Origin of the sequence: Pseudomonas sp. EA_35y_Pfl2_R111, from assembly GCF_963970955.1 — a bacterium.
Classification (GTDB): Bacteria; Pseudomonadota; Gammaproteobacteria; order Pseudomonadales; family Pseudomonadaceae; genus Aquipseudomonas.
On record NZ_CAXAOM010000001.1, the window covers coordinates 1,574,998 to 1,598,853 of the forward strand.

The following is a 23,856-nucleotide window of genomic DNA, read 5'->3' on the forward strand; positions in this document are numbered from 1 at the left end:
TCTATGGACAAGCTCAGCGCCCTGAGCATGTTTGTCGCCACCGCCGAGCACGGCAGTTTCAGCCGTGCGGCCGAGCAACTGGGCAAGACGCCTTCGGCCCTGACCAAGGCGGTCAGCCATCTGGAAGCCGAGCTGGGCGCGCAGCTGTTCGAGCGCAGCACCCGCCGCACCGCGCTGACCGAAGCCGGGCGGCTCTACCTGGATACCGCGCGCCAGGTGCTGCAACGCCTGCACGATGCCGGCGAAGAAATCGGCCAACTCAAGCACGGCCTGCATGGCAACCTGCGCCTGACCGCCCCACTGGCGTTCGGCCGGGCCTTTCTCGATGAGGCGTGCGGTGGATTTCTCGCCGCCAATCCGCAAATCCGCCTACGGGTGGATTTAAGCGACGCCTTCGTCGATCTGGTCGAGGGCGGCTATGACCTGGCCTTGCGCGAAGGCCGCAGCGACCTGCCGGGGCTGATCGCCAAACCCTTGGGGCACAACCGCATCGTGCTATGCGCCAGCCCCGCCTACCTGGCCGCCAACCCGGCACCGGTGCGCCCGGAGCACTTCAGCCAGCACCAATGGTTGCTCTACCGCCACCCTGCGCTGGATCAAGAGTTCTGGTGGCTAGCGCAAAACGGTGTGCGCCTGCGCGTCCCGGTGCCTAATGCCCGCCTGGAAAGTGACAATTACGACCTGCTGCTGGCCAATACCCTCAGCGGCGCCGGCCTGTACGGCTGCCCGACCTGGAGCGTGCAGCCGTATCTGGACAGCGGCCAACTGGTGCGGGTAATGGCTGAATATGACTTCGACCCGGACGCCTTCGGTCCGCTGATCCTCGCCGTGTACCCCAGCCATCGACGCGCCACGCGCAAGGTGCAGACCTTTATCGATTACCTGGCGGCGTTTCTTGACGCCCGCGGGCTGGGCCTCAACGCCACCGCCTAGATGGGGGTGATATCGGCACGGGTGGAACCGGGCTATAGCGGCAAGGTCACACGGTTCTGTTACGCGCCGCTTACCGTTAGAATCCGCCTCTGCCTGGCGCGCGGCAAAACAGCTGCGGTGGTTTGACTGCCGCAACACGCGGTACCCTGCCGCAGGTTTTCCCCAACACCTTGTACCTGCGCTTACAGCGTGCCGAGCCGTCCTTCGCGTCCCGGCAACCTGCCATTTACGGTGAACAGACTCCCATGCCAACGCTTGCCCATCGTGTCGCCGCCCTATGTTTCGGCGTGCTCTTTACACCGCTGCTGGCCCTGGCCGCCGAGCCGCAACCCACCCACGAATTCAGCCTGGACAACGGCCTCAAGGTCATCGTACGCGAAGACCACCGCGCCCCGGTGGTGGTCAGCCAGCTCTGGTACAAGGTCGGTTCCAGCTACGAGACGCCCGGCCAGACCGGCCTGTCCCACGCTCTCGAGCACATGATGTTCAAGGGCAGCCGCAAGCTCGGCCCCGGCGAAGCCTCGCGCATCCTGCGTGAACTGGGCGCCGAGGAAAACGCCTTTACCAGCGACGACTACACCGCCTATTACCAAGTACTGGCCCGCGACCGCCTGGCCATCGCCCTGGAACTGGAAGCCGACCGTCTGGCCAGCCTCAAGCTGCCGGCCGATGAGTTCGCCAAGGAAATCGAGGTGATCAAGGAAGAGCGCCGTCTGCGCACCGACGACAAACCGTCGAGCCTGGCCTATGAGCGCTTCAAGGCTATGGCCTACCCCGCCAGCGGTTACCACACGCCGACCATCGGCTGGATGGCTGACCTCGAACGCATGACCGTCGAAGAGCTGCGTGCCTGGTACGAAGCCTGGTACGCGCCAAACAACGCCACCCTGGTGGTGGTCGGTGACGTTAGCGTCGCCGAGGTGAAGACGCTTGCCGAGCGTTATTTCGGCGCCATCCCCAAGCGCAACGTGCCTATCGCCAAGATCCCGCGTGAGCTGGCCGCACCGGGCGAGCGACGTATCACCCTGTACCTGAAAACCCAGCTGCCGAATCTGATGATGGGCTTTAACGTCCCCGGCCTGGCCACCGCCGAACAACCGCGCCAGGTGCATGCTCTACGCCTGGCTGCCGCCCTGCTCGATGGCGGCTACAGCGCCCGCCTGCCGACACGCCTGGAGCGTGGCGAGGAACTGGTATCCGGCGCCTCGGCCTGGTACGACGGCTTCTCCCGTGGCGACAGCCTGTTCATCCTTTCCGCCACGCCCAACGTGCAGACCGGCAAGACCTTGGAGCAGGTCGAAGCCGGCCTGTGGCGTGAGCTGGAAGACTTGAAAAACACCCCACCGAGCGCCGAAGAGCTGGCCCGCGTACGTGCACAAGTGATCGCCGGTCTGGTCTACGAGCGTGACTCGATCACCAGCCAGGCCACCGCCATTGGCCAACTGGAAACTGTCGGCCTGTCGTGGAAGCTGATCGACCAGGAACTGGCCGAACTGGAGGCAGTCACCCCCGCCGATATCCAGCAAGCCGCCAGCACCTTCTTTACCCGCGACCGCCTGAGCGTCGCCCATGTTCTGCCTGAGGAGAAGCGCAATGAGTGAGCGCAATGGCCTGCGCTACGGCCTGCTCGGCCTAGCGCTACTGATATTGCTGGCGCTGCTGGCACTGGTGATCAACCGCCCGGATAGCAGCCCAACCCCGGCTCCGGCCGCCGAATCGACCAGCATCGAATCCCTGGCCGCCCTTGGCGATCAGCCGCCCAGCCGCCGCGACCTGAACATCCAGACCTGGCAAACCGCTGAAGGCGCCAAGGTGCTGTTCGTCGAAGCCCGCGAGCTGCCGATGTTCGACCTGCAACTGACCTTTGCCGCCGGCAGTAGCCATGATGATGGCGTACCGGGCCTGGCCATGCTGACCAACGCCATGCTCAATGAAGGCGTACCGGGCAAGGATGTCGGCGCGATTGCCGCTGGCTTCGAAGATCTCGGCGCCAACTTCGGCAACGGCGCATTCCGCGACATGGCCATCGCCAGCCTGCGCAGCCTGAGCGCCGCGGACAAACGCGAGCCGGCCATGCAACTGTTCAATCAGGTGCTCGGCCAGCCGACCTTCCCCGACGACGCCCTGGCGCGGATCAAAAACCAGCTGCTGGCCGGCTTCGAGTACCAGAAGCAGAACCCCGGCAAACTGGCCAGCCTGGCGTTGTTCGAACGCCTGTACGGCACACATCCTTATGCGCACTCCAGCGACGGCAATGCTGAGTCGATCCCGAGCATCAGCCGTGAGCAGCTGCAGGCCTTCCATGCCAAGGCCTACACCGCCAACAATGCGATTATCGCGCTGGTCGGTGACCTCTCACGCAGCGACGCCGAAGCCCTGGCCAGCCAGGTGTCCGCCGCCCTGCCGAAAGGCCCGGCGCTGCCGCGTATCGCCCAGCCGGAAGAACCCAAGCCGGGCCTGCAACATATCGAGTTCCCGTCCAACCAGACCCACCTGATGATTGCCCAACTCGGCATCGACCGCCGCGATCCGGACTACGCCGCGCTCTACCTGGGCAACCAAGTGTTCGGCGGCGGTGGTTTCGGCACCCGCCTGATGACCGAAGTACGCGAGAAGCGCGGCCTGACTTATGGCGTCTACTCCGGCTTCAGCGCGATGCAGGCGCGCGGCCCCTTTATGATCAACCTGCAAACCCGCGCCGAACTCAGCGATGGCACCCTGCAGTTGGTCAAAAGCATGCTGGCCGACTTCATCAAGGATGGTCCGACCGCTGACGAGCTGAACAACGCCAAACGCGAGCTGGCCGGCAGCTTCCCGCTGTCCACCGCAAGCAACGCCGCCATCGTCGGCCAGCTGGGCTCCATGGGTTTCTATGACCTGCCGCTGAGCTACCTGGAAGACTTTATGCGCGACGTCGACGCGCTGAGCGTGGAGCAGGTCAAGGCCGCCATGGCCAAGCACCTCAACCCCGACGCCCTGGTGATCGTCACTGCCGGCCCGAGCGTGGCGCAGAAAGAACTGCCTCCGCCCACCGACAGCCCCGTCGAGCAACCTTCTGCGATTCCGGAGCACTGATGAGCAAGCGACCCAAACCGCCAAAAGCCAACCCCGCCCACAGCGGCGATGGCCAGCTGCGGATCATCGGCGGGCAATGGCGTTCACGTCAGTTCAACTTCCCCATGGCCGCCGGCCTGCGCCCAACGCCGAACCGCGTGCGCGAGACCCTGTTTAACTGGCTGGCGCCCTATGTCGAGGGCGCCAAGGTGCTCGACCTGTTTGCCGGCAGCGGCGCGCTGTTTCTTGAAGCGCTGTCGCGTGGTGCCGGCAGCGCCCTGGCTCTGGACCTTAACCCGGCAGCCATTGCCAGCCTGCGCGGCCACCTGCAAACGCTGAACTGCGACAACGGCCAACTGCAGCAGACCGACGCCCTGCTCTACCTGCAACACCCGGCTGCAACGCCATTCGACCTGGTGTTTCTCGACCCACCGTTTAACCAGAACCTGCTGCTACCCGCCTGTACCCTGCTCGAGCAGAACGGCTGGCTGGCGGCCGATGCCTGGGTCTACACCGAAAGCGAAAACTCCCCCTCTAGCCTCGGCATGCCCGGCAACTGGCGTTTGCACCGCGAACAGAAGGCGGGCCAGGTGTATTACGCGCTATGGCAGCGCACGGCCGCAGCCTGAAGGAAAACGTTGGGCTTCACGCTGTGAAGCCCAACCGGGTTCTGTTATTCGCGCCACTCATATAGCTTCCGTTTCACCGTCGCAGGCCCTAGCCTGAGCGCTTTCCCAAGCGATATCTGCTCATGACCAAGCCCTTCAAACCTGCCTGGTGGCTGCCCGGCCCCCATCTGCAAACCCTGTGGAACCCGATGTGTCGCCAACCGGCGAAACTTGAGCGCCCGCGCGAACGGCTGTGGCTGGAGGATGGTGACTTTCTTGACCTCGACTGGCACGGCCCGCATCAGGCGGACGCGCCACTGGTGCTGGTGCTGCATGGCCTGACCGGCTCATCCGACTCGCTGTATGTACTGGGTTTGCAGCAGCAACTGGCGGCCCAGGGCTGGGCCAGCGTGGCGCTGAACTGGCGCGGCTGCTCCGGCGAACCGAACCTGCTGGCCCGTGGTTACCATTCCGGCGCCAGCGAGGACCTGGCGGAAACCATCCGTCACCTGCGCGCCCAACGGCCGATGGCGCCGATCTATGCCGTGGGTTATTCCCTGGGCGGTAATGTGCTGCTCAAGTACCTCGGTGAAACCGGGGCCGACAGCCAGCTGCAGGGCGCAGCGGCGGTGTCGGTGCCGTTTCGTCTGGATCAGTGCGCCGATCGCATCGGCATGGGCTTTTCCAGGGTCTATCAGCGCCATTTCATGCACGAGATGGTGGCTTACGTGAAGGACAAGCAGCGCCTGTTCGCTCATCAGGGCATGAGCGACCGCCTGTCTACCCTGGAGAAACTCGGCCCGCTTGACGGTATGCGTACCTTCTGGGATTTCGACGGGCGCATCACTGCACCGCTGCATGGCTACGCCGATGCCGAAGACTACTACCGCCGCGCGTCCAGCCGCTACTTCCTCGGCAAAATCGAGACGCCGACGCTAATTATCCAGGCCGCCGACGACCCCTTCGTCTTTACCCACAGCCTGCCCGAAGCCAGCGAGCTGTCGTCCAGTATCGAGTTCGAACTGCACACCCACGGCGGCCATGTCGGCTTTGTCGAAGGCGGCCTGGGTAAACCGGGTTATTACTTGGAGCGGCGTATTCCGCAGTGGTTGTCTGCGCAGGCCACGCAGTAAATGTAGGGTGGATGACGCCTTAATCATCCACCAATAAGGCAGGTGATATTCAAGTGGTTGTGTAGGTGACGGTGGGCCAGCTTCGCGTTGCCCCACCCTACGACTACAAAAGCGCCGCCGCAGCAAAGCCGGATGCCATTTAGATCACCTGATCAAGCGGCACATGCAGTTTGGCGTACAAGGCATCCAAGGCCTCGCGCGCTTGCGGGGCGGTGTAGCCGCCTTCCAGCGCAAGCACTTGGTAGATGCCACGGCGGAGCATTTCTTGGCTGAGGTCGCCGGGGTTGCCGCGAGTGGTGCAGAGAAAGCGCACCCAGGAGGTCATGATGATCCAGCTGTTGAGGGTCAGCGCCTCGATCTGCGCCGCATCCATCAGCAGGATGCCGGCCTCAACAAAGCCCTGGTAGATATTCTGCGCCTGCACCAGGCAGCGCTGGGCAAACAAGCGATAGCGCTCGGCCAGCTCTGCGTCGCTGTCGAGCAAGTGCTCCAGATCGCGGTGCAGAAAGCGGTAATGCCACATGGCCGCGAGCAGCGCTTCCAGGTAGAAAGTTTTGTCCTGCACCGTCAGCGCACGGCCTTCGGGGCGGCGCAGGAAGGTGTCTACCTGGCTTTCGTAGAGGCTAAACAGCTCGGCGATGATCGCCTGCTTGTTACGGAAGTGGTAGTACAGGTTGCCCGGCGAAATCCCCAGGTGCGCGGCGATATGGTTGGTGGTAACGCTGCGCTCGCCCTGGGCGTTAAACAGCGCCAGGCTCTCCTGAATGATGCGTTCGCGGGTTTTCAGTGGGGCTGACATAACGACTCGATCTCGGCTCAAAAGCCCGGCAAAGGTACAGGCAGAAACGTCAGAAGTGTTACCGGAAAAAGCCGCGGAGACATGCGCTAACTTTTCGTTGGGCTGCGTCCGTCGGCTGACAGCGCCATGCTATTTGACAGATTAGAGCAATTGCTCTAAAAATCCAGCACACCTTTTCTGCAGCGGCCTCAGCTCACCTGAAGCACTGCATTGCTGGAATGCCGAGGAGTAGCACCATGGTCGCCAACATCGCTGCCTTTGATAAAAGCCTGGAACAAAGCCTGCAACACAGCCAACAGCAGCTCAGCCAGTTGGAGAGCAGCTTTGCCCGACAGCGTCAGGCGTTCAAAGCCAACCCCATGCCCTCGGCCGAGCAACGCATACAGTGGTTGAATGTGTTGCGCGACCTGCTTCGCGACGAGCGTGAGACGCTGATCAGCGCCATCTCCCAGGACTTCAGCAACCGCAGCGCCGACGAAACCCTGCTCGCCGAGCTGATGCCCAGCCTGCACGGCATTCACTACGCGACCAAGCGCATAAAAAAATGGATGAAGCCGTCGCGCCGCAGCGTCGGCATGCAATTTATGCCCGCCGCCGCCAAGGTCATCTACCAGCCACTGGGCGTGGTCGGGGTGATCGTGCCGTGGAACTACCCGCTATTCCTCGCCATAGGCCCACTGGTCGGCGCGCTCTCGGCCGGTAACCGGGTGATGATCAAGATGAGCGAGTCGACCCCCGCCACCTCGCAGCTGATCAAGGACCTGCTGGCTAAAGTCTTCCCCGAAGATCTGGTAACCGTGGTGCTAGGCGAAGCGGAAGTCGGCATGGCCTTCTCCAAAATGCCGTTCGACCACCTGCTGTTCACCGGCGCCACCAGCATCGGCAAACACGTGATGCGCGCCGCGGCCGAGAACCTCACCCCAGTCACCCTGGAGCTGGGCGGCAAGTCGCCAGCCATCGTTTCGACCTCTGTACCGCTGAGTGATGCCGCCGAGCGTATCGCCTTCGGCAAGACCATGAACGCCGGCCAGACCTGCGTCGCGCCGGATTACGTACTAGTCCCGAAAGACCGTGTGGAAGGCTTCGTCGAGGCCTATCGCAATGCGGTGCAGAGCTTCTACCCGACGCTTGCGGACAATCCGGACTACACCGCGATCATCAACGAGCGCCAGCAGCAGCGTCTCAATAGCTATCTGCAGGACGCTGAGAGCAAGGGCGCGACCATCATCCCGCTGTACCCCGAAGCCCAAGGCCGGCGCATGCCGCAGGCCGTGCTGCTTAACGTGACGGATGAAATGAAGGTGATGCAGGACGAGATTTTCGGCCCGCTGCTGCCGATCATCCCCTACGACAAGCTGGAAGACGCCTTCGCCTTTATCAATGAGCGCGACCGGCCGCTGGCGCTCTACTACTTCGGCTACGACAAGAATGAGCAGCAGCGCATGCTGCACGAGACCCACTCCGGCGGCGTATGCCTCAACGACACCCTGCTGCATGTGGCCCAGGACGACATGCCATTCGGCGGCGTCGGCCCTTCCGGCATGGGCCATTACCACGGCCATGAAGGCTTCCTGACCTTCAGCAAGGCCAAGGGCGTGTTTATCAAACAGCGCTTCAATGCCGCCAAACTGATCTACCCGCCTTACGGCAAAGCCCTGCATAAGCTGGTGTACAAGCTGTTCGTTCGCTAACCCCAAATGGCCTGAATCGGTGATAACAAGAAATGCACAACACCACGCTTGAAGCGCCAAACCTGAGCAGGCGCAGCCTGCTCAAGGTCGGCCTGATGGGCTCGGCCTTTCTCGCCACCGCCGGGCTCACCGCCAGCCTCAGCGGCTGTTCGGCCAGCACCCCGAAAGCCGGCTTTGCGGTGATCCGCGAGTCCGATCTGGCCTTTCTGCATGCCTTGATCCCGGTGATGCTGGCCGGCGCGGTAACGGCCGAGAAGATGCCGCAAGCAGTCGAAGGCACCCTCGCCAGCCTCGACTACAGCCTTAATCACGTCTCGCCGGAATTGCTCAAACTGACCGTCCAGCTGTTCGACGTGCTGGCCATGCCGATCACCCGCGGCCCGCTGACTGGCGTCTGGGGCAGCTGGGAAAACGCATCGCCCGCCGATGTGCAGGCGTTTCTCGATCGCTGGCAGAACAGCTCGATTGGCCTGCTGAAAATGGGCCACGCCTCGCTGCTGCAGCTGGTGATGATGAGCTGGTATAGCCGGGCCGAGTCCTGGGCGCACTGCGGCTACCCCGGACCTCCGACTGTTTGACCACGATCTGCTGCGCGTCGGCCATGCCGCGTTAAAAATGGCCTCGGAGTGCTCATGTACAAAAGTACATTCCGCCTCCTCGGACATTTTTGCCTTGCCTGGCTCTAGCTCGCGAGATCGTCAATTAGCGGAACCACTGAACTCTAATAAGAATTCGTCTGAGAGCACCTTAAATGCCTGTACCGGATAGTTTCAAAGAGGGCTTGGCCCGTGGCTGGAAGACCTATAACGGCTCGCGCCTGGACAGCGACCTGACCCTGGAAGCCGACGTGGCCATTGTCGGCAGCGGCGCGGGCGGTGGCACCACTGCGGAAATCCTCAGTTCGGCAGGCTTCAAGGTGTTGCTAATCGAGGAAGGCCCGCTGAAAACCAGCGACGACTTCAAGATGCTCGAAGACAAGGCCTACGCCAGCCTCTATCAGGAAGGTATCGGCCGCATGAGCAAGGATGGCGCGATCACCATCATGCAGGGCCGCGCAGTCGGCGGTACCACGCTAATCAACTGGACCTCGAGCTTCCGCACGCCCGCACCAACCCTGGAACACTGGGCTACGGAACACGGCGTCAAAGGCCACGGCCCAGAAGAAATGGCGCCCTGGTTCGAGCAGATGGAACAGCGCCTGGGCGTCACGCCCTGGGCCGTGCCGCCGAACGCCAATAACGCGGTGCTCAGCAGCGGCTGTGAAAAACTCGGCTACGAATGGAAGGTAATTCCGCGCAACGTACGCGGTTGCTGGAACCTCGGCTATTGCGGCATGGGCTGCCCGACCAACGCCAAGCAATCGATGCTGGTTACCACCATTCCCGCGACCCTGGATAAGGGCGGCGAACTGCTCTATCTGGCACGTGCCGACAAGCTGCTGATCGAGGGTGACCAGGTCATGGGCATCGAATGCCTGGGCATGGACGAGCGCTGCGTCGCCCCAAATGGCCGCAAGATTACGGTCAAGGCCAAGCATTACGTACTCTCCGGTGGCGGCATCAACACACCAGGGATTCTCCTGCGTTCGAATGCACCGGACCCGCACCAGCGCACCGGCAAGCGTACCTTCCTGCACCTGGTGAACTTCTCCGCGGCCTTGTTCGATCAGGTGATCAACCCCTTCTACGGCGCGCCGCAGTCTATCTACTCCGACCATTTCCAATGGGATGACGGCACCGCTGGGCGCCTGTCCTACAAGCTCGAAGTCCCGCCGCTGCAGCCGGCACTGACCGCCACCCTGCTCGGCCGCTTCGGCATCGACAACGCCATGCGCATGGAACAGCTGCCCAATACCAACGTGATGCTGGCCCTGCTGCGTGACGGTTTCCACCCGGACAGCGCCGAAGGCCGCGTGGAACTGCGCGGCGATGGCAGCCCGGTGCTCGACTACCAGATGACCGACTACACCTGGGACGGCGTGCGCCGCGCCTTCCACAGCATGGCCGAGATCCAGTTCGCAGCTGGGGCCAAGGCGGTACTGCCACTGCACGCCGACGCCGGCTACGTGAAAACCTTGAGCGAGGCGAAAACCCTGATCGACAACCTCAGTCTTGAGCTGTACCGCACTCGCCTGGGCAGCGCCCACGTCATGGGCGGCTGCGCCATGGGTGAAGACCCGCAGCAGGCGGTCACCGACAGCCTTGGTCGTCACCATCAGTTGAGCAACCTGTCGATCCATGACGGTTCGCTGTTCCCCACCAGCATCGGCGCCAACCCGCAGCTGTCGATCTACGGCCTGACCGCCAAGCTGGCCAGCCAATTGGCTGAGCGGCTGCGCGCCTAGCTCACCTCGAAGGGGCCAGACCATGTCGCAAAAACTGGTTTCCGTGCTGCTGATCATCGCCGGCATCATCCACCTGCTGCCGCTCAGTGGCGTGCTCGGCGCTGAGCGGCTGGCGCAGCTCTATGGCCTGGCCTTCGAGGAACCCAACCTGCTCCTGCTGATGCGCAGCCGCGCGGTGCTGTTCGGCCTGCTCGGTGCCTTTCTGGTCTACGCCGCTTTTCGCCCAGCCCTGCAACCGCTCGCTCTGATTGGCGGCCTGGTCAGTGTGCTGAGCTTTCTTCTGTTGGCTTGGAGCAGCCCTACTTATAACGAGGCGCTGCGCCGGGTGGTAATCGCCGACTGGCTGGCGCTGGCCTGCCTGCTGATCGCCACGCTGCTGGTTGTTCTGGCGCGCAAGGTCTAAAGCCAACCGCGCTGACTTGGCCGACGTCGCCTTGCTGCGCTACCATCCGACTCCCCAACGGACCCGCCAGGACGTCACGATGAATCGAGTGTTATACCCAGGCACCTTCGACCCCATCACCAAGGGGCACGGCGACCTGGTCGAACGCGCCGCTCGGCTGTTCGACAGCGTGATCATTGCGGTCGCCGCCAGCCCGAAGAAGAACCCGCTGTTCAGCCTGGAACAACGCGTTGAACTGGCCCGGGAAGTCACTCAACACCTGCCGAATGTCGAAGTCGTGGGCTTTTCCACCCTGCTGGCGCACTTTGCCAAAGAACAAGGCGCGAATGCATTCCTGCGGGGCCTGCGTGCAGTGTCCGATTTCGAATACGAGTTCCAGCTGGCCAATATGAACCGCCAACTGGCCCCGGACGTGGAAAGCCTGTTCCTCACTCCGTCGGAAAAATACTCCTTTATCTCCTCAACCCTGGTGCGCGAAATCGCCGCCCTAGGTGGCGATATCTCCAACTTCGTGCACCCGGCCGTGGCCGCAGCGCTGACAGAACGCTTCAAGCGCTGATCGCAAAGCGTCGGCCGCGTGCAAGCGCGGCCTTGATGGGGCACAATTTGCGCATTGTTTCCCCAGTTTTATGGCTGTGCCCAAGAGAGCACAGCAGGAGTGCGTCATGTCCCTGATCATCACCGACGACTGCATCAACTGCGACGTCTGCGAACCCGAATGCCCGAACGCCGCGATCTCTCAGGGAGAAGAAATCTACGAAATCGACCCCAACCTGTGCACCGAATGCGTCGGCCACTACGATGAGCCGCAGTGCCAGCAAGTCTGCCCGGTCGATTGCATCCCACTCGATGAAAGCAATGTCGAGAGCAAGGACGAGCTGATGCAGAAGTACCTGATCATTACCGGTAAAGCATGAAGACCGGCCGCCTTTTCTGCGGCTGTCACTGGCGTACCTTGCTCGGTGCGCTTGCTCTACTCTGCGCCCTTGAGCTGCATGCCGCAGCCCAGCCTGAACGCATCGCCATCGCCAGCGCACACCCAGCCGCCACCGTGGCCGGCCAGGAAACCCTGGCCCTGGGTGGGAACGCCTTTGATGCGGCTGTAGCTATCAGTGCGGCATTGGCAGTGGTCGAGCCCTACGGCTCGGGCCTGGGCGGCGGCGGCTTCTTTCTGTTGCGCGAAGCCGGCGAGCAACCCACCTACCGCTTTCTCGATGCCCGCGAACGCGCCCCACAAGCAGCCCATGCCGATCTGTATCGAGTCAACGGCGAAATCAGCAAAGATCTTTCGCTAAATGGCGCATTGGCCGCTGCCATTCCCGGCCTCCCGGAGGCGCTGGTCGAGCTGGCCGAACGCTTCGGCCGCCTGCCGCTGCGCGACTCGCTGGCACCGGCCATCCGCCTGGCACGCAGTGGCGTCAGCATCGACCGGGTTTACCGCGAGCGCGCCGGCTGGCGCCTAGCGGCTATGCGCGACAACCCGGAAACCGCGCAGATATTCCTCGATAAAGGCGAAATCCCCGAAGAGCTCGGCCTGCTGCGTCAGCCGGAACTGGCCCGCACCTTGGAACAATTGGGCAAAAATGGCCGTGAAGGCTTCTACGGCGGAGTGGTGGCAGATCAGCTGGTCAAGGCAGTGCGTGAGGCAGGCGGTATCTGGACCCTCAAGGACCTGACTGACTACCGCATCGTTGAACGCCTGCCGCTGCGCGTTTCTCTGGCTCAAGGTCGGGAGCTGATCAGCGCACCGCCGCCATCAGCTGGCGGCATCGCCCTGGGGCAAAGCCTGCTGATGCTGCAGCAACTGCCCTGGCAACAGGCCGATCGCGTGCAGCGCACTCATCTGGTGGTGGAGACGCTGCGTCGCGCCTACCGGGATCGTGGCCTGCTGGGCGACCCCGATTTTGTTCGCAACCCAGCGCAACAACTACTAGCCCCTGCTTACCTGAAACAACTGGCCAGCAGCATAGACCCACAACGCGCCACACCGAGTGATAGCCTGCCGCCGAGCAGAACCTGGCAGGAAGGCGACCACACCACCCACTTCGCGGTGCTCGACACCGAGGGCAATGCGGTGGCGGCGACACTGTCGATCAACCTGCCGTTCGGCGCAGCCTTTACCGCACCTGGCACCGGGGTGCTGCTGAATAATGAGATGGATGACTTTGCCGCCGATGTACAAGGCAGTAATGCTTACGGCCTGAGCGGTAGCCAGGCCAACAGTATCGCCGCCGGCAAACGGCCGCTGTCGAGCATGAGCCCCAGCTTTATTGAAAGCACCGAGGGTTTCGCCAGCTTCGGCACGCCGGGCGGCAGCCGGATTCCCAGCATGGTGCTGCTGGCGATGCTCGAATACCTGGATCAACAACCAATCGAACACTGGCCCAGCGTCAGCCGCTACCACCACCAGTTCCGCCCGGACCTGATCGAGCACGAGCCGGACACCTTCAGCCCAGCAGAAATCACGGCGCTAGAAGCGCTCGGGCATCAATTGAAAGCAACCGGCAGGCAGTACGGCAATCAACAAGTGCTGTACTGGGACAAGCAAGACGGGAAGGTCGCAGCGGCCAGTGATCCGCGCGGGATCGGTACTGCGGTGATTACAACGGCAGCTCCCCGGTAAATCAAACTAAGGCGAGAGCTATGGGCTATACGGGGCTGCCTGGCCAAAATACCGAGCAGCCCAAGGGCGGCGAAGCTACTAGTCCTTGCGATAACCACTGGTAGTACAGCCGAGACAACGAACAAAAGCAGCCATACCAGGCTCAACAACCAGTGACTTGCCTGCTTCACCAATATTGCCACCAGCTGCGGAGAACGGCAGCGTTACAACAAAGGCGCCCGCACCGATAACAGTGGCAGCAATCAGGAGCGGACGAGCAATTACTAAATCGGCAACCATCGAAAACGCTTTTGGTGCTTCGACCGTATAAAGAGTGTCACCACTAGTGTTCTGCTGCGCTACGTCAGCATAAGCCGGCAGCGCCAGCAGGCCAGTGGTCAGCGCCAGAGCAGCAGCGGTTGAGCGGAACAGTTTCATGGGGCGATCCTTCAGCTATTAGGAGGCGGTAAAGCTAACTATAACAGCGCTCTGCGAATTGTCAGCGTGACGGCCGTCAATCCCCATAAAAGGCGTATTCAGGTTTTTTTGGAATAAATGACCGAAAGAACTCGAGTATTTCCCTGAGATCAGCCATTTCATCTCCGGTCGGCATAAAAGTCGGCCCGATAACCACACGTCGATTCTGGTAGTCCAGCGCGCCCAGCACAATTGGCACACCGGCCCCTAGAGCGATGTGATAGAAGCCCATCTTCCAGCGTTCCACCTTTTTGCGCGTACCCTCCGGTGAGAGGATCAGCATAAATTGCTGATGTTCGCTAAAGGCCTGCACCGCCTGCTCAACCGTATTGCCCTTGCGCTCGCGGTAAATTGGAATTCCGCCCCAAAGGCGCATCAGTCCGCCAAACGGCCAATTGAATATCGTGTGCTTTCCAAACCAGCGGGCATTCAGGCGCAGCACAAACTTCACGGCGATAAAGATCACGAAGTCCCAATTGGAGGTGTGGTGCGCACCGATCACCACAAACCTGTCGAGCTTGGGCAGCTCACCTTCGATACGCCAACCCATCAGGTTCAGCGCCACACGGCCAATCCATTCGGCCAGAGGGTTGCGGGGCAGATAGTTACCGGACATCAATACCTCGGTCTTTCTTATTGTTATGTAGTCAGTTCAGATACTCGTGCCTGACGGGCAAACCTACCCCGGCGAAAAACCTTAGCGTTGGCAGCGCGGACAATAGACGCTGGCGCGCTGGCCGAGCTTAACCTCGCGCAAGGTTATGCCACAGCGCTTACAGAATTCCCCGCCGCGACCGTAGACAAACAACTCCTGCTGGAAATAGCCCGGCTGACCATCTCCACCGACAAAATCACGCAAGGTGGTACCGCCGCGCTCGATGGCATGGGCGAGGATGCGTTTGATTTCATCCGCCAGCGTCAGGTAGCGTGCTCGCGACACCGAGCCAGCCTCACGGCGCGGGTCGATGCCTGCAGCAAACAGCGCTTCGCTGGCGTAGATATTGCCCACCCCGACCACCACGGCGTTGTCCATGATAAAGGGCTTGATTGCCATGGCGCGGCCACGGGACAGCTGGAACAATCGATCGCCATCGAACAGCTCGGTCAAGGGCTCCGGTCCCAGCTTGCTGAGCAGCACATGACTCAACGGATCACTGCTCCAGAGCAGCGCACCGAAGCGGCGTGGATCGGTATAGCGCAGGGCCAAGCCGGATTCCAGCTCGATATCCACGTGTTCATGCTTCGCCGCCGGCAAACCCACCTCGATCAGACGCAGACTGCCGGACATGCCCAGATGACTGATCAGGCTACCGGTTTCGGCCTTGATCAGCAGGTACTTGGCACGCCGCTCGACGCACTCGATACGCTGGCCGGACAGTTGAATATCCAGGTCTTCGGGAATCGGCCACCGCAAGCGGCGTTCACGCACGATCACCCGGCTGACGCGTTGGCCTTCAAGGAATGGCGCGATGCCACGGCGAGTGGTTTCTACTTCAGGAAGTTCTGGCATAGCGAGTGATCAGCTGAGCAATCCGAGCGGGCGCTCACCTTAGCAGGAATGCCCTGGAGCGACGAGACGGGCTAGCTCGCGCCCAGGTCGCGAATGCTCTCGCGCAGGTTTTCGAAGTCATAACCGGACAGGCCAACATACTCCAGCACTAGCTGCTCGATGCTCTGCCATTCATGGTCGTCCGGCTGATTACCCAGCACCAGATGGCTTTCACAGATGTGCTCGGCCATCTTCAAAATCGCCAGCAGGGTTTTCAGCTGCGCATCGCGGCTGGAATCCTCGTTGAAAATCGCCAGCGCATTGTGGTGGCTGGCAATCGCCTCGCACAGGTGCAGCGGCAGGTTCCACGACTTGGCGGTGAAATAGCCGACCACCGCGTGGTTGGTATTGAGAAGGCGGTTCTCGGTATCCACGACGCGGCGCTCACCGATAGCGCTGGCGTAGGCCTCCTCCAGCACAGACATGTAATTGGGGAAACGCTTGATCATCAGCGGAATGCCGCAGTTGTGGAACAGGCCGAGGGTGTAGGCCTCATCCGGCGAGTGGTAACCGATACGCTTGGCCAGGGTCAGGCAGGTCATGGCCACATCCTGGGCGGTGTCCCAGAAACGGTTGAGGGTGACAATGGCCTCATCCGTCAGTTCGCCACGGATCGACTGCGCATTGATCAGGTTGATCACCGTGTTGCAGCCGAGCAAATTGACCGCCTGCTGGATCGAGGCGATACGGTTGGTCAGGCCGAAGAACGGCGAATTCACCAGTTTCAGCAACGCTCCGGACAGGCCGGGATCCTGGCCAATCAGCTTGGCGATGGCACGCAGATCAGGGCTCGGCATCACCTGTTCCATCTGCAAATCCACCATGATCTGCGGCTGCGGTGGCACGCTGATGCCCTGCAGCACTTGCTGGATATATTCGGCGGAAAGCTCTTGGGACATGACGGGAACAACCGGAATGAGAAGTGAGCCACAGTCTAGCTAAACCCCCAGCACTTCCACAGGCGACTTTTGTAACCGCCGCGACGCTACTGAACCCGCTATAATTCCGCTCTTTTTTCGGAGTCCCCAGCATGTCCCTGCCCAGCCTGCGCCTGAAAGCCAACGCCGATCGACGCCTGCGCGCCGGCCATCTGTGGGTCTACAGCAACGAAATCGATGTCGCCGCCACCCCGCTCAGCGGTTTCCAGGCCGGCGACCAGGCCATTCTCGAGGCGACCGGCGGTAAGCCGCTGGGCATCGTCGCGATGAGCCCGAATAATTTGATCTGCGCGCGCCTGCTGTCGCGTGACGTCAAACACGTGCTGGACAAATCCCTGCTGGTGCACCGCATCAACGTCGCCATGAGCCTGCGCGAGCGGCTGTTCGACAAGCCTTGCTACCGCCTGGTGTACGGCGATTCCGATCTATTGCCGGGCCTGGTGGTCGACCGTTTCTTCGACATTCTGGTGGTGCAACTGGCTTCCGCCACCATGGAGCGCCATAAGGACGACGTGCTCGCCGCACTGATCCAGGTGTGTAAACCCAGCGGCATCCTGCTCAAGAACGACTCCGCCGCCCGCGATGCCGAAGGTCTGGCGCGTTATGTGGAAACCCCGTTTGGCGTGGTGCCGGAGTGGGTTGCCCTGGAAGAGAACGGCGTGAAGTTTGAAGCGCCAGTGATCGAAGGGCAGAAAACCGGCTGGTTCTACGATCACCGCATGAACCGCGCGCGCCTGGCGCCCTACGTCAAAGGCAAGCGCGTGCTCGACCTGTTCAGCTATATCGGCGGATGGGGCGTGCAGGCTGCGGCCTTTGGTGCCAGCGACGTGATGTGCGTGGACGCCTCCGGTTTTGCCCTCGACGGTGTGGAACGCAACGCTGCGCTGAACGGCCTGACCGACCAGGTTGCCTGCGTTGAAGGCGATGTGTTCGAAGCGCTGAAACAGCTGAAAGCCTCGGAAGAGCGCTTCGACGTGATCGTGGCCGACCCGCCCGCCTTTATCAAACGCAAGAAAGACCAGAAGAACGGCGAGGGCGCGTACCGCCGCCTCAATGAACAGGCCATGCGCCTGCTCAACAAGGACGGCATCCTGATCAGCGCGAGCTGCTCCATGCACCTGGAAGAAGACAACCTGCAGAACATCCTGCTCACCAGCGCGCGCCATCTGGACCGCAATATCCAGTTGCTCGAACGCGGCGCCCAGGGCCCGGATCACCCCGTGCACCCGGCCATTGCTGAAACCCGCTATATCAAGAGCCTGACCGTGCGCTTACTGCCCAACAGTTGAGCACCTGCACCTGCCGAGTGCGTGTCGGCAGGTGCTTCCTTCCCCCACCGTTGTTACCACTCCCCACACCCGCCTGGCGCAACCCCGCGCCTGGACTAGGCTTACACCCCAGCACCGCCGCGCTCGCGATGTGCCGCCACTGACTGGCACAGTGCTTGCGTAACTTGAACATTCAAACAAGTACCCGTTACGCCATAAAAACGGGCGCACGAATTCAAGTATTCAGATAGCGGCCACAAGCAGCTGTCTGTTCAGAGCACATTTGGGGAGGGGTATGGCTGACCTGGCTGGGGACAAACCGTTCCTGCAATTCACCAACGTCAAGAAGACTTACGACCACAAAAATCTGGTGGTCAAGGATTTCAACCTGGATGTGGCCAAGGGCGAATTTATCACCCTGCTCGGCCCCTCCGGCTCGGGTAAAACCACCTGTCTGATGATGCTCGCCGGGTTCGAGGACGTGACCAGCGGCGAGATCCTGATCAACGGCCGCTCGGTCACCAGTATCGCGCCTTACCAGCGCAATATCGGCATGGTGTTCCAGCAATACGCGCTGTTCCCGCACATGACCCTGCGCGAAAACCTCGCCTACCCGCTGAAGATCCGCAAGCAGCCCAAAGAAGTCATTCGCGCCAAGGTCGACGAATACCTGTCGCTGGTCGAGCTGCTGGATTTCGGCAACCGCTTCCCTGGCCAACTCTCCGGCGGCCAGCGCCAGCGTGTGGCCCTGGCTCGCGCACTGATCTTCGCCCCCGACATCGTACTGATGGACGAACCGCTGGGCGCACTGGACAAGAAGCTGCGTGAGCAGATGCAGTTCGAGATCAAGCGCCTGCACGAGCAGCTCGGTTTCACAGTGATCTACGTGACCCACGACCAGACCGAAGCCCTGACCATGAGCGACCGCATCGCCGTGTTCAATAACGGCATCGTCCAGCAGTGCGCGCCGCCTCATGTGCTCTACGAGCGCCCGGCCAACCTGTTCGTCGCCGACTTTATTGGCGAGAGCAACAAGCTCAAGGGCGTGATCGAATCGGTCGGAACTGAGACCGTCGAAGTCCGTCTGGACGACGGCGCCGTGGTCAGTTCGTTGAAGGCCAATTGCACGGAAGTCGGCTTGCCCACCACGGTGTCGATACGCCCGGAAAAACTCAGCTTTACCGACCGCCTGGGCACAGCCGGCAACCAGGTCATGGCGCGTTTCGTCACCCGCCACTATGTCGGCGAATACATCCGCTACCACTTCGAAACTGCCGACGGCACCGAGCTGGTGGTGAAGAACATGAATGACAGCAGCGCCCCGCAACTCAGTGCCAAGGAAGAAGTCGCCCTGGCCTGGCTGCCGCAAGACAGCCAGGCCCTGGATCGCCCCAACACACCAACCTGACCCCCATAACTAGAAGCAGAAGCAATGGAGCACAGCAATGGCTAGAACACTGACCACCCGCTTTTCCACCTTCGCACTCGCCGCCGCCCTGGGCACGGCAAGTTTCGCCGCCAGCGCCGAGGAAACCCTGACTGTTGTGTCATGGGGCGGTGCCTATGGCGCGGCCCAGCAGAAACACGTTATCGACCCGTTTATGAAAGATACCGGCAACAAGGTGCTATTCGAGGATTACACCGGCGGCGTGGCCGAGATCAAAGCCCAGGTCGAGTCCGGCAATATCCAGTGGGATGTGGTCGACTTCGAGGTGATCGACCTTGAGCGCGCCTGCTCCGAAGGCCTGCTGGAAAGCATCCCGCGCGACATCCTGCCGGCCGGTATTGACGGCGTTCCGGCCGAGAAGGACTTTATTCCCGAGGCCCTGGCCAGTGAGTGCGCAGTCGGCAACATCGTCTGGTCGGTGGTCTTCGCCTACAACGAGAAAACCATCGGCGGCACCAAGGCGGCGAGCATCACCGATTTCTTCGACACCAGCAAAATCGCTGGCAAGCGCGCCCTGCGCAAACGCCCTCAGGTGAACATGGAGTGGGCGCTGCTGGCTGACGGCGTGCCGCCGGGCGAAGTCTACGACGTGCTGTCCACCCCGGAAGGCCAGGCTCGCGCCTTCGCCAAGCTGGACACCATCAAGAAGGACATCGTCTGGTTCGACTCCTGGTCCCAGGCTCCACAGCTGCTCAACGATGGTGGCGCGGTGCTGGTGCAATCGGCGAACGGCCGCTTCTATGACGCCATCCGCCAGGAAAACAAACCCTTCGTCATCGTCTGGGACGGCCACGTCTACGACCTCGACGCCTGGGCCATCGTCAAAGGCTCGCCGAAAAAGGACCTGGCACTGAAATTCATTGCCTACGCCACCGGCTCCACGCCGCTGGCCGGCATGCCGGACGTGGCCTACGGCCCAACGCGCAAATCCTCCATGCCGCTGGCTGACCAAAGCGCCGCACCGCACCTGCCGACGGCTCACCTGAGCAAAGGCATTCAGGCCGGTTCGGACTTCTGGGCCGACTACGGCGAATCCCTCGGTGAAAAATTCAACGAGTGGCTGTTGAAGTAACCCGCTATGACCCCTCTCCTGCCGGAGAGGGGTCAGGATTTTCGGAGTAACGCCTTGTCCTCCCTCACGTCTACCGAAGCCAGCCAAGCCTCCAGCGCCCGCAACAAGAAGCGCCTCACCGCCTTTCTGTTTGTCGTGCCGCTGCTGGTGTTTATTCTGCTGACCTTCGTCGCACCGATTGCCAGCATGCTCTGGCGCAGCGTCCACCACCCGACGGTGACCGCCCTGATTCCGCTGACCCTGAGCGAGCTGCAACGCTGGGACGGCAAAGCGATTCCCGATGAGAAAACCCTGAGCGTATTCGCCCAGGAGCTGCACAGCCTGGCCAAAGAACGCCAGTCCGGCAAACTCGCCGAAGAGTTCAACCGCGCTTCGGCAGGCATGTCCAGCGTGGTCAAATCCACCGCCCGTAAAGTCTCGCGCCTAAATAGCGAACAACTTGCGCAGCAAGGTTCCGACACACTACTCAAAGCTCACCGCAAATGGAGCAACCCGGAAATCTGGTACGCCATCCAGCGCGCGGGCAAACCCTACACCTATGACTATTACCTGACCGCGCTCGACTTGGAACTGCACCCTGAGCAAGGCATTCAGGTGCGCGAAGACACGCAGATCTACCTGCAGCTGTACAGCAAGACCCTGACCATGGCGCTGGTCATCACCATCTTCTGCGCGCTGCTCGGCTACCCGCTGGCTTACTACCTGGCCGGCCTGCCGGAGAACCGCGCCAACCTGCTGCTGGTACTGGTGCTGCTGCCGTTCTGGACTTCGCTGCTAGTGCGCACCACAGCCTGGATTGCCCTGCTGCAAACCAACGGGGTGATCAACTCCTTCCTGCTCGGTATCGGCGTGATCGGCCAGCCCATCGAGATGCTCTACACCTCGTTCGCCACGGTGGTGGCGATGACCCATATCCTGCTGCCGTTTATGATTTTGCCGCTGTACAGCGTGATGCGCGGCATCGACCCCAGCTACCTGCGCGCTGCGCTGTCGCTGGGTGCGCGGCCAATCCCGGCATTTGCGCGCATCTACTTTCCGATGACATTGCCGGGCCTGAGCGCCGGCGCGCTGCTGGTGTTTATCATCTCGGTTGGCTACTACATCACCCCGGCGCTGGTCGGCGGCACCGATGGGCAGATGATCAGCAATATCATCGCCTTCCATATGCAGCGCTCGAACAACTGGGAACTGGCAGCCGCACTGGGCTCCCTGCTGCTCGCGCTGATCCTGCTGCTGTACTGGCTGTACGACCGTTTTGTCGGCGCCAGCAATATCAAACTGGGCTAGAGGGTCTGTTCCTGCTTCGTTCGCGACTGCGCCGGAGCCAGTTTTTGCGCGGAGCAAGGCATGAGGAGAGACGTTTGGTATTCCAAATGAACGACGAATAACGCAGCACCGCGCAAAAACTGGCCCGGCCCTCCGGGTTGCGCGGCAAATGATGCCATGCGGCGTTGCGGGACTTGGCAAGGGAACACCATTCCCCGCGTCCCGCGTCCCGCGCCTAGCCTGGCACCATTTGCCGCAGCAACGCAGCTCACGAACGAAGCAGGAGCAGACCCTACAATGAAGATTCCCGCCTACTACGGCTTCTGGCACCACCTAGGCGCCTGGCTGCTGAAAACCAGCTCCTGGCTGGTGCTCCTGTTCCTGATCCTGCCGATCCTGGTGATCATCCCGCTGTCGTTCAACGTCGAGCCGTTCTTCAGCTTTACCGAAGGCATGCTCCGCCTGCAGCCCGAGGCCTATTCACTGCGCTGGTACAGCGCCATCTTCAGCGATGACAAATGGCTGCTGGCGATCAAGAACAGCTTTCTGATCGGCGTCTTCGCCACCCTGATCGCCACCGTACTCGGCACCTGTGCGGCGGTGGGGCTGGCGCGCGACGATATGCCAATGCGTCGGCTGATCACCGCGCTGCTACTGTCGCCGATGATCGTGCCGCTGATCATCACCGCCGCCGGGATGTTCTTCTTCTATTCGGATCTGGGTCTAGCCGGCAACTACCTCGGGGTGATCATCGCCCACGCCGCGCTGGGTACGCCGTTCGTGATTATCACCGTCACCGCCACCCTCACCGGCTTCGACTACAGCCTGGCCCGCGCCGCGCTGAACCTGGGCGCCACGCCGCTGCGGGTGTTCTTCGACATCATCATGCCGCTGATCCGCCCTGGGGTGATTTCCGGCGCGCTGTTCGCCTTTATCACCTCCTTCGACGAGGTGGTGGTGATCCTGTTTATGGCCGGTCCACAGCAACGCACCATCCCTCGGCAGATGTTCTCGGGCCTGCGCGAGCAGATCAACCCGAGCATCCTGGCTATCGCCACCCTGCTGATTCTGGTGTCCATCGCCCTGCTGGTGACCATCGAACTGCTGCGCCGCCGCGCGGAGCGCATGCGCGGTATCGAACTGCCCACCTGAAAGCCCGCCCCGAAAGGCGGGCACTGCCCCTACTGAATACCGCGACGATTGACCGACCACTGCAGGCTGGTGCAGAGACGGCACAAGGTTCCAAAGAACGTGTCGCGCGCGCTCTGATCGTCCATCAGCTGGAAACGAAACCAGGCCGTGGTTGGCCCACGGTAGGCACCGCCATCACCCACAGGCTCAAAATGGCTGACCAGGCGACGCTCGCCCCAAAACACCGGCACATTGCTGCGCAGATAGACCGGCTGAGCGTTCAGGTAAGGAAATGCGATGGTGTCTCCGCCGCCGGACATCAGGAACATCGGCCCCTGCTGGCGACGCTGCGAGTTGGTATCGTGGCCCAGGCCGATGGTGTAAGGCTGAATCGGCGCAGTGGTTCGCACCCGCTCGTCCTGCCCAGCCATGATCGACCCGCCGCCGCCCTGAGAGTGCCCTGAAGTAGCCACGCGCCCGGTATTCAGCTTGCCGACATAGGTGCCATAGGCGTTGCTGTTTTCCCGCACCAGGTAATCCAGACAGGCCAGCATCTCCCGGCCGCTGCCGGCATTGGAGGTTTCTGCCGCCGCCACCACAAACCCGTGGCTGGCCCAATGCGATAACAACGCCGCATAGGTACTCGGCCCGGTCCCAGTGCCATTGCCCCAGAGAATCACCGGATGACGCACACCGTTCTGCCCCAGCGTGCGGGGCCGATAAATGCGACAGCTCGGACCCTCACTTTGGTTGGACGTGGCGTAGGGCCCATTACGTTCAAAGTTGGAGACAGTTGGAAACGGCGCCCCTGGCGTATCTGGCAGCGCCGCACCGAAAGCCGCGGTGGATATAAGAAGACAAGCAGCCGCCAGGCCGCCGAGTTTCAAGTCGAGCATCGAAGTTTCCTCGTTCTATTGTCGTTTTATACGAGTCGCCATCGCCTTCCCGAACCACTGCATCGGGCTGGGCTGCGCGGCACACACATCTGCGCTGGCGGTTGTGGGTGCCCGCCTTATCGGCAATACGCACCGCCAAGCACCCTAAATGACCAAACAGTCACGCCGGCAGTCGCTCAAAGGTGCTAAGCGGATGAACGGCATCGCACCGACGAGCGACACCACTCCGCCGTCCGCCGCATCTG

At 61.7% G+C, this 23,856-nt stretch carries 23 protein-coding genes; 17 read left to right on the forward strand and 6 right to left on the reverse strand.

What is annotated here, in order from left to right:
- The first annotated feature begins 3 nt into the window (after positions 1–3).
- The 5 genes from AACY25_RS07475 (at position 4) to AACY25_RS07495 (ending at position 5,728) form a co-directional block, all read left to right on the forward strand.
- The gene (locus tag AACY25_RS07475; protein ID WP_339523481.1) at positions 4–933 is read left to right on the forward strand and encodes a LysR family transcriptional regulator; all 930 of its coding nucleotides are present in this window, start codon (positions 4–6) and stop codon (positions 931–933) included.
- A gap of 245 nt (positions 934–1,178) precedes the next feature.
- Positions 1,179–2,534: a M16 family metallopeptidase gene (locus AACY25_RS07480; RefSeq protein WP_339523482.1), complete on the forward strand. Its 1,356-nt coding sequence runs from the start codon at positions 1,179–1,181 to the stop codon at positions 2,532–2,534.
- Positions 2,527–4,008, forward strand: a complete 1,482-nt coding sequence (locus tag AACY25_RS07485) for a M16 family metallopeptidase (RefSeq protein WP_339523483.1) — start codon at positions 2,527–2,529, stop codon at positions 4,006–4,008. Before AACY25_RS07480 ends, AACY25_RS07485 begins: the two co-directional genes overlap by 8 nt.
- A complete protein-coding gene (gene rsmD, locus AACY25_RS07490; protein WP_339523485.1) occupies positions 4,008–4,616 on the forward strand; it encodes a 16S rRNA (guanine(966)-N(2))-methyltransferase RsmD in 609 nt (202 codons plus the stop codon). The genes AACY25_RS07485 and rsmD overlap by 1 nt, the downstream gene beginning before the upstream one ends.
- Positions 4,617–4,738: 122 nt before the next feature.
- Positions 4,739–5,728: a hydrolase gene (locus AACY25_RS07495; RefSeq protein ID WP_339523486.1), complete on the forward strand. Its 990-nt coding sequence runs from the start codon at positions 4,739–4,741 to the stop codon at positions 5,726–5,728.
- A 139-nt stretch (positions 5,729–5,867) separates the two neighbouring features.
- Here AACY25_RS07495 and AACY25_RS07500 read toward each other — a convergent pair whose 3' ends face one another.
- Positions 5,868–6,527, reverse strand: coding sequence for a TetR/AcrR family transcriptional regulator (locus AACY25_RS07500; protein WP_339523487.1), 660 nt, complete (start codon positions 6,525–6,527; stop codon positions 5,868–5,870).
- 236 nt (positions 6,528–6,763) lie between these two features.
- On the opposite strand from AACY25_RS07500, the gene AACY25_RS07505 reads away from it, so the two are divergent.
- The 7 genes from AACY25_RS07505 (at position 6,764) to ggt (ending at position 13,588) form a co-directional block, all read left to right on the forward strand.
- The gene (locus AACY25_RS07505; protein WP_339523488.1) at positions 6,764–8,218 is read left to right on the forward strand and encodes a coniferyl aldehyde dehydrogenase; all 1,455 of its coding nucleotides are present in this window, start codon (positions 6,764–6,766) and stop codon (positions 8,216–8,218) included.
- Positions 8,219–8,250: 32 nt separating this feature from the next.
- Positions 8,251–8,796, forward strand: coding sequence for a twin-arginine translocation pathway signal protein (locus AACY25_RS07510; protein WP_339523489.1), 546 nt, complete (start codon positions 8,251–8,253; stop codon positions 8,794–8,796).
- A gap of 173 nt (positions 8,797–8,969) precedes the next feature.
- A complete protein-coding gene (locus AACY25_RS07515) occupies positions 8,970–10,562 on the forward strand; it encodes a GMC family oxidoreductase (protein ID WP_339523491.1) in 1,593 nt (530 codons plus the stop codon).
- A 22-nt stretch (positions 10,563–10,584) separates the two neighbouring features.
- Positions 10,585–10,965, forward strand: a complete 381-nt coding sequence (locus tag AACY25_RS07520; protein WP_339523492.1) for a phosphopantetheine adenylyltransferase — start codon at positions 10,585–10,587, stop codon at positions 10,963–10,965.
- 79 nt (positions 10,966–11,044) lie between these two features.
- Positions 11,045–11,524: a pantetheine-phosphate adenylyltransferase gene (coaD, locus tag AACY25_RS07525; RefSeq protein ID WP_339408974.1), complete on the forward strand. Its 480-nt coding sequence runs from the start codon at positions 11,045–11,047 to the stop codon at positions 11,522–11,524.
- Between the two features lie 106 nt (positions 11,525–11,630).
- The gene (locus AACY25_RS07530; RefSeq protein ID WP_339523493.1) at positions 11,631–11,882 is read left to right on the forward strand and encodes a YfhL family 4Fe-4S dicluster ferredoxin; all 252 of its coding nucleotides are present in this window, start codon (positions 11,631–11,633) and stop codon (positions 11,880–11,882) included.
- Positions 11,879–13,588, forward strand: coding sequence for a gamma-glutamyltransferase (gene ggt, locus AACY25_RS07535; protein ID WP_339523494.1), 1,710 nt, complete (start codon positions 11,879–11,881; stop codon positions 13,586–13,588). The genes AACY25_RS07530 and ggt overlap by 4 nt, the downstream gene beginning before the upstream one ends.
- Positions 13,589–13,666: 78 nt before the next feature.
- Here ggt and AACY25_RS07540 read toward each other — a convergent pair whose 3' ends face one another.
- The 4 genes from AACY25_RS07540 to AACY25_RS07555 form a co-directional block, all read right to left on the reverse strand.
- On the reverse strand, positions 13,667–14,005 hold the full coding sequence (locus tag AACY25_RS07540; RefSeq protein WP_339523495.1) for a multidrug transporter: 339 nt from the start codon (positions 14,003–14,005) through the stop codon (positions 13,667–13,669).
- A gap of 76 nt (positions 14,006–14,081) precedes the next feature.
- A complete protein-coding gene (locus tag AACY25_RS07545; RefSeq protein WP_339523496.1) occupies positions 14,082–14,660 on the reverse strand; it encodes a lysophospholipid acyltransferase family protein in 579 nt (192 codons plus the stop codon).
- Between the two features lie 81 nt (positions 14,661–14,741).
- The gene (mutM, locus tag AACY25_RS07550) at positions 14,742–15,554 is read right to left on the reverse strand and encodes a bifunctional DNA-formamidopyrimidine glycosylase/DNA-(apurinic or apyrimidinic site) lyase (RefSeq protein WP_339523499.1); all 813 of its coding nucleotides are present in this window, start codon (positions 15,552–15,554) and stop codon (positions 14,742–14,744) included.
- A 71-nt stretch (positions 15,555–15,625) separates the two neighbouring features.
- Positions 15,626–16,438, reverse strand: coding sequence for an HDOD domain-containing protein (locus AACY25_RS07555; RefSeq protein ID WP_339523871.1), 813 nt, complete (start codon positions 16,436–16,438; stop codon positions 15,626–15,628).
- Positions 16,439–16,623: 185 nt separating this feature from the next.
- Here AACY25_RS07555 and AACY25_RS07560 point away from each other — a divergent pair, with 185 nt between their 5' ends.
- The 5 genes from AACY25_RS07560 to AACY25_RS07580 all read left to right on the forward strand — a co-directional run bounded on the left by AACY25_RS07560 (position 16,624) and on the right by AACY25_RS07580 (position 22,736).
- On the forward strand, positions 16,624–17,820 hold the full coding sequence (locus AACY25_RS07560; RefSeq protein WP_339523501.1) for a class I SAM-dependent rRNA methyltransferase: 1,197 nt from the start codon (positions 16,624–16,626) through the stop codon (positions 17,818–17,820).
- 274 nt (positions 17,821–18,094) lie between these two features.
- Positions 18,095–19,207, forward strand: a complete 1,113-nt coding sequence (locus AACY25_RS07565; protein WP_339523503.1) for an ABC transporter ATP-binding protein — start codon at positions 18,095–18,097, stop codon at positions 19,205–19,207.
- Between the two features lie 37 nt (positions 19,208–19,244).
- On the forward strand, positions 19,245–20,318 hold the full coding sequence (locus tag AACY25_RS07570) for an ABC transporter substrate-binding protein (protein ID WP_339523505.1): 1,074 nt from the start codon (positions 19,245–19,247) through the stop codon (positions 20,316–20,318).
- Positions 20,319–20,372: 54 nt separating this feature from the next.
- Positions 20,373–21,605, forward strand: coding sequence for an ABC transporter permease (locus AACY25_RS07575; protein ID WP_339523506.1), 1,233 nt, complete (start codon positions 20,373–20,375; stop codon positions 21,603–21,605).
- Between the two features lie 276 nt (positions 21,606–21,881).
- Entirely contained in the window at positions 21,882–22,736 is an 855-nt protein-coding gene (locus AACY25_RS07580) for an ABC transporter permease (RefSeq protein ID WP_339523508.1), read from the forward strand.
- Between the two features lie 29 nt (positions 22,737–22,765).
- On the opposite strand, the gene AACY25_RS07585 is transcribed toward AACY25_RS07580, so the two are convergent.
- The gene (locus AACY25_RS07585; RefSeq protein ID WP_339523510.1) at positions 22,766–23,611 is read right to left on the reverse strand and encodes a poly(ethylene terephthalate) hydrolase family protein; all 846 of its coding nucleotides are present in this window, start codon (positions 23,609–23,611) and stop codon (positions 22,766–22,768) included.
- Positions 23,612–23,856: the final 245 nt, after the last annotated feature.

Excerpts from the sequence above, each read along its gene's own strand:
- AACY25_RS07505 (WP_339523488.1), top strand. The coding sequence starts at position 6,764 with ATGGTCGCCAACATCGCTGCCTTTGATAAAAGCCTGGAACAAAGCCTG.
- AACY25_RS07515 (WP_339523491.1), top strand. The coding sequence starts at position 8,970 with ATGCCTGTACCGGATAGTTTCAAAGAGGGCTTGGCCCGTGGCTGGAAG.
- AACY25_RS07565 (WP_339523503.1), top strand. The coding sequence starts at position 18,095 with ATGGCTGACCTGGCTGGGGACAAACCGTTCCTGCAATTCACCAACGTC.
- AACY25_RS07580 (WP_339523508.1), top strand. The coding sequence starts at position 21,882 with ATGAAGATTCCCGCCTACTACGGCTTCTGGCACCACCTAGGCGCCTGG.
- coaD (WP_339408974.1), top strand. The coding sequence starts at position 11,045 with ATGAATCGAGTGTTATACCCAGGCACCTTCGACCCCATCACCAAGGGG.
- AACY25_RS07510 (WP_339523489.1), top strand. The coding sequence starts at position 8,251 with ATGCACAACACCACGCTTGAAGCGCCAAACCTGAGCAGGCGCAGCCTG.
- AACY25_RS07570 (WP_339523505.1), top strand. The coding sequence starts at position 19,245 with ATGGCTAGAACACTGACCACCCGCTTTTCCACCTTCGCACTCGCCGCC.
- AACY25_RS07560 (WP_339523501.1), top strand. The coding sequence starts at position 16,624 with ATGTCCCTGCCCAGCCTGCGCCTGAAAGCCAACGCCGATCGACGCCTG.
- mutM (WP_339523499.1), bottom strand. The coding sequence starts at position 15,554 with ATGCCAGAACTTCCTGAAGTAGAAACCACTCGCCGTGGCATCGCGCCA.
- rsmD (WP_339523485.1), top strand. The coding sequence starts at position 4,008 with ATGAGCAAGCGACCCAAACCGCCAAAAGCCAACCCCGCCCACAGCGGC.
- AACY25_RS07530 (WP_339523493.1), top strand. The coding sequence starts at position 11,631 with ATGTCCCTGATCATCACCGACGACTGCATCAACTGCGACGTCTGCGAA.
- AACY25_RS07540 (WP_339523495.1), bottom strand. The coding sequence starts at position 14,005 with ATGAAACTGTTCCGCTCAACCGCTGCTGCTCTGGCGCTGACCACTGGC.
- AACY25_RS07480 (WP_339523482.1), top strand. The coding sequence starts at position 1,179 with ATGCCAACGCTTGCCCATCGTGTCGCCGCCCTATGTTTCGGCGTGCTC.
- AACY25_RS07520 (WP_339523492.1), top strand. The coding sequence starts at position 10,585 with ATGTCGCAAAAACTGGTTTCCGTGCTGCTGATCATCGCCGGCATCATC.
- AACY25_RS07475 (WP_339523481.1), top strand. The coding sequence starts at position 4 with ATGGACAAGCTCAGCGCCCTGAGCATGTTTGTCGCCACCGCCGAGCAC.
- AACY25_RS07485 (WP_339523483.1), top strand. The coding sequence starts at position 2,527 with ATGAGTGAGCGCAATGGCCTGCGCTACGGCCTGCTCGGCCTAGCGCTA.
- ggt (WP_339523494.1), top strand. The coding sequence starts at position 11,879 with ATGAAGACCGGCCGCCTTTTCTGCGGCTGTCACTGGCGTACCTTGCTC.
- AACY25_RS07495 (WP_339523486.1), top strand. The coding sequence starts at position 4,739 with ATGACCAAGCCCTTCAAACCTGCCTGGTGGCTGCCCGGCCCCCATCTG.
- AACY25_RS07585 (WP_339523510.1), bottom strand. The coding sequence starts at position 23,611 with ATGCTCGACTTGAAACTCGGCGGCCTGGCGGCTGCTTGTCTTCTTATA.
- AACY25_RS07545 (WP_339523496.1), bottom strand. The coding sequence starts at position 14,660 with ATGTCCGGTAACTATCTGCCCCGCAACCCTCTGGCCGAATGGATTGGC.
- AACY25_RS07500 (WP_339523487.1), bottom strand. The coding sequence starts at position 6,527 with ATGTCAGCCCCACTGAAAACCCGCGAACGCATCATTCAGGAGAGCCTG.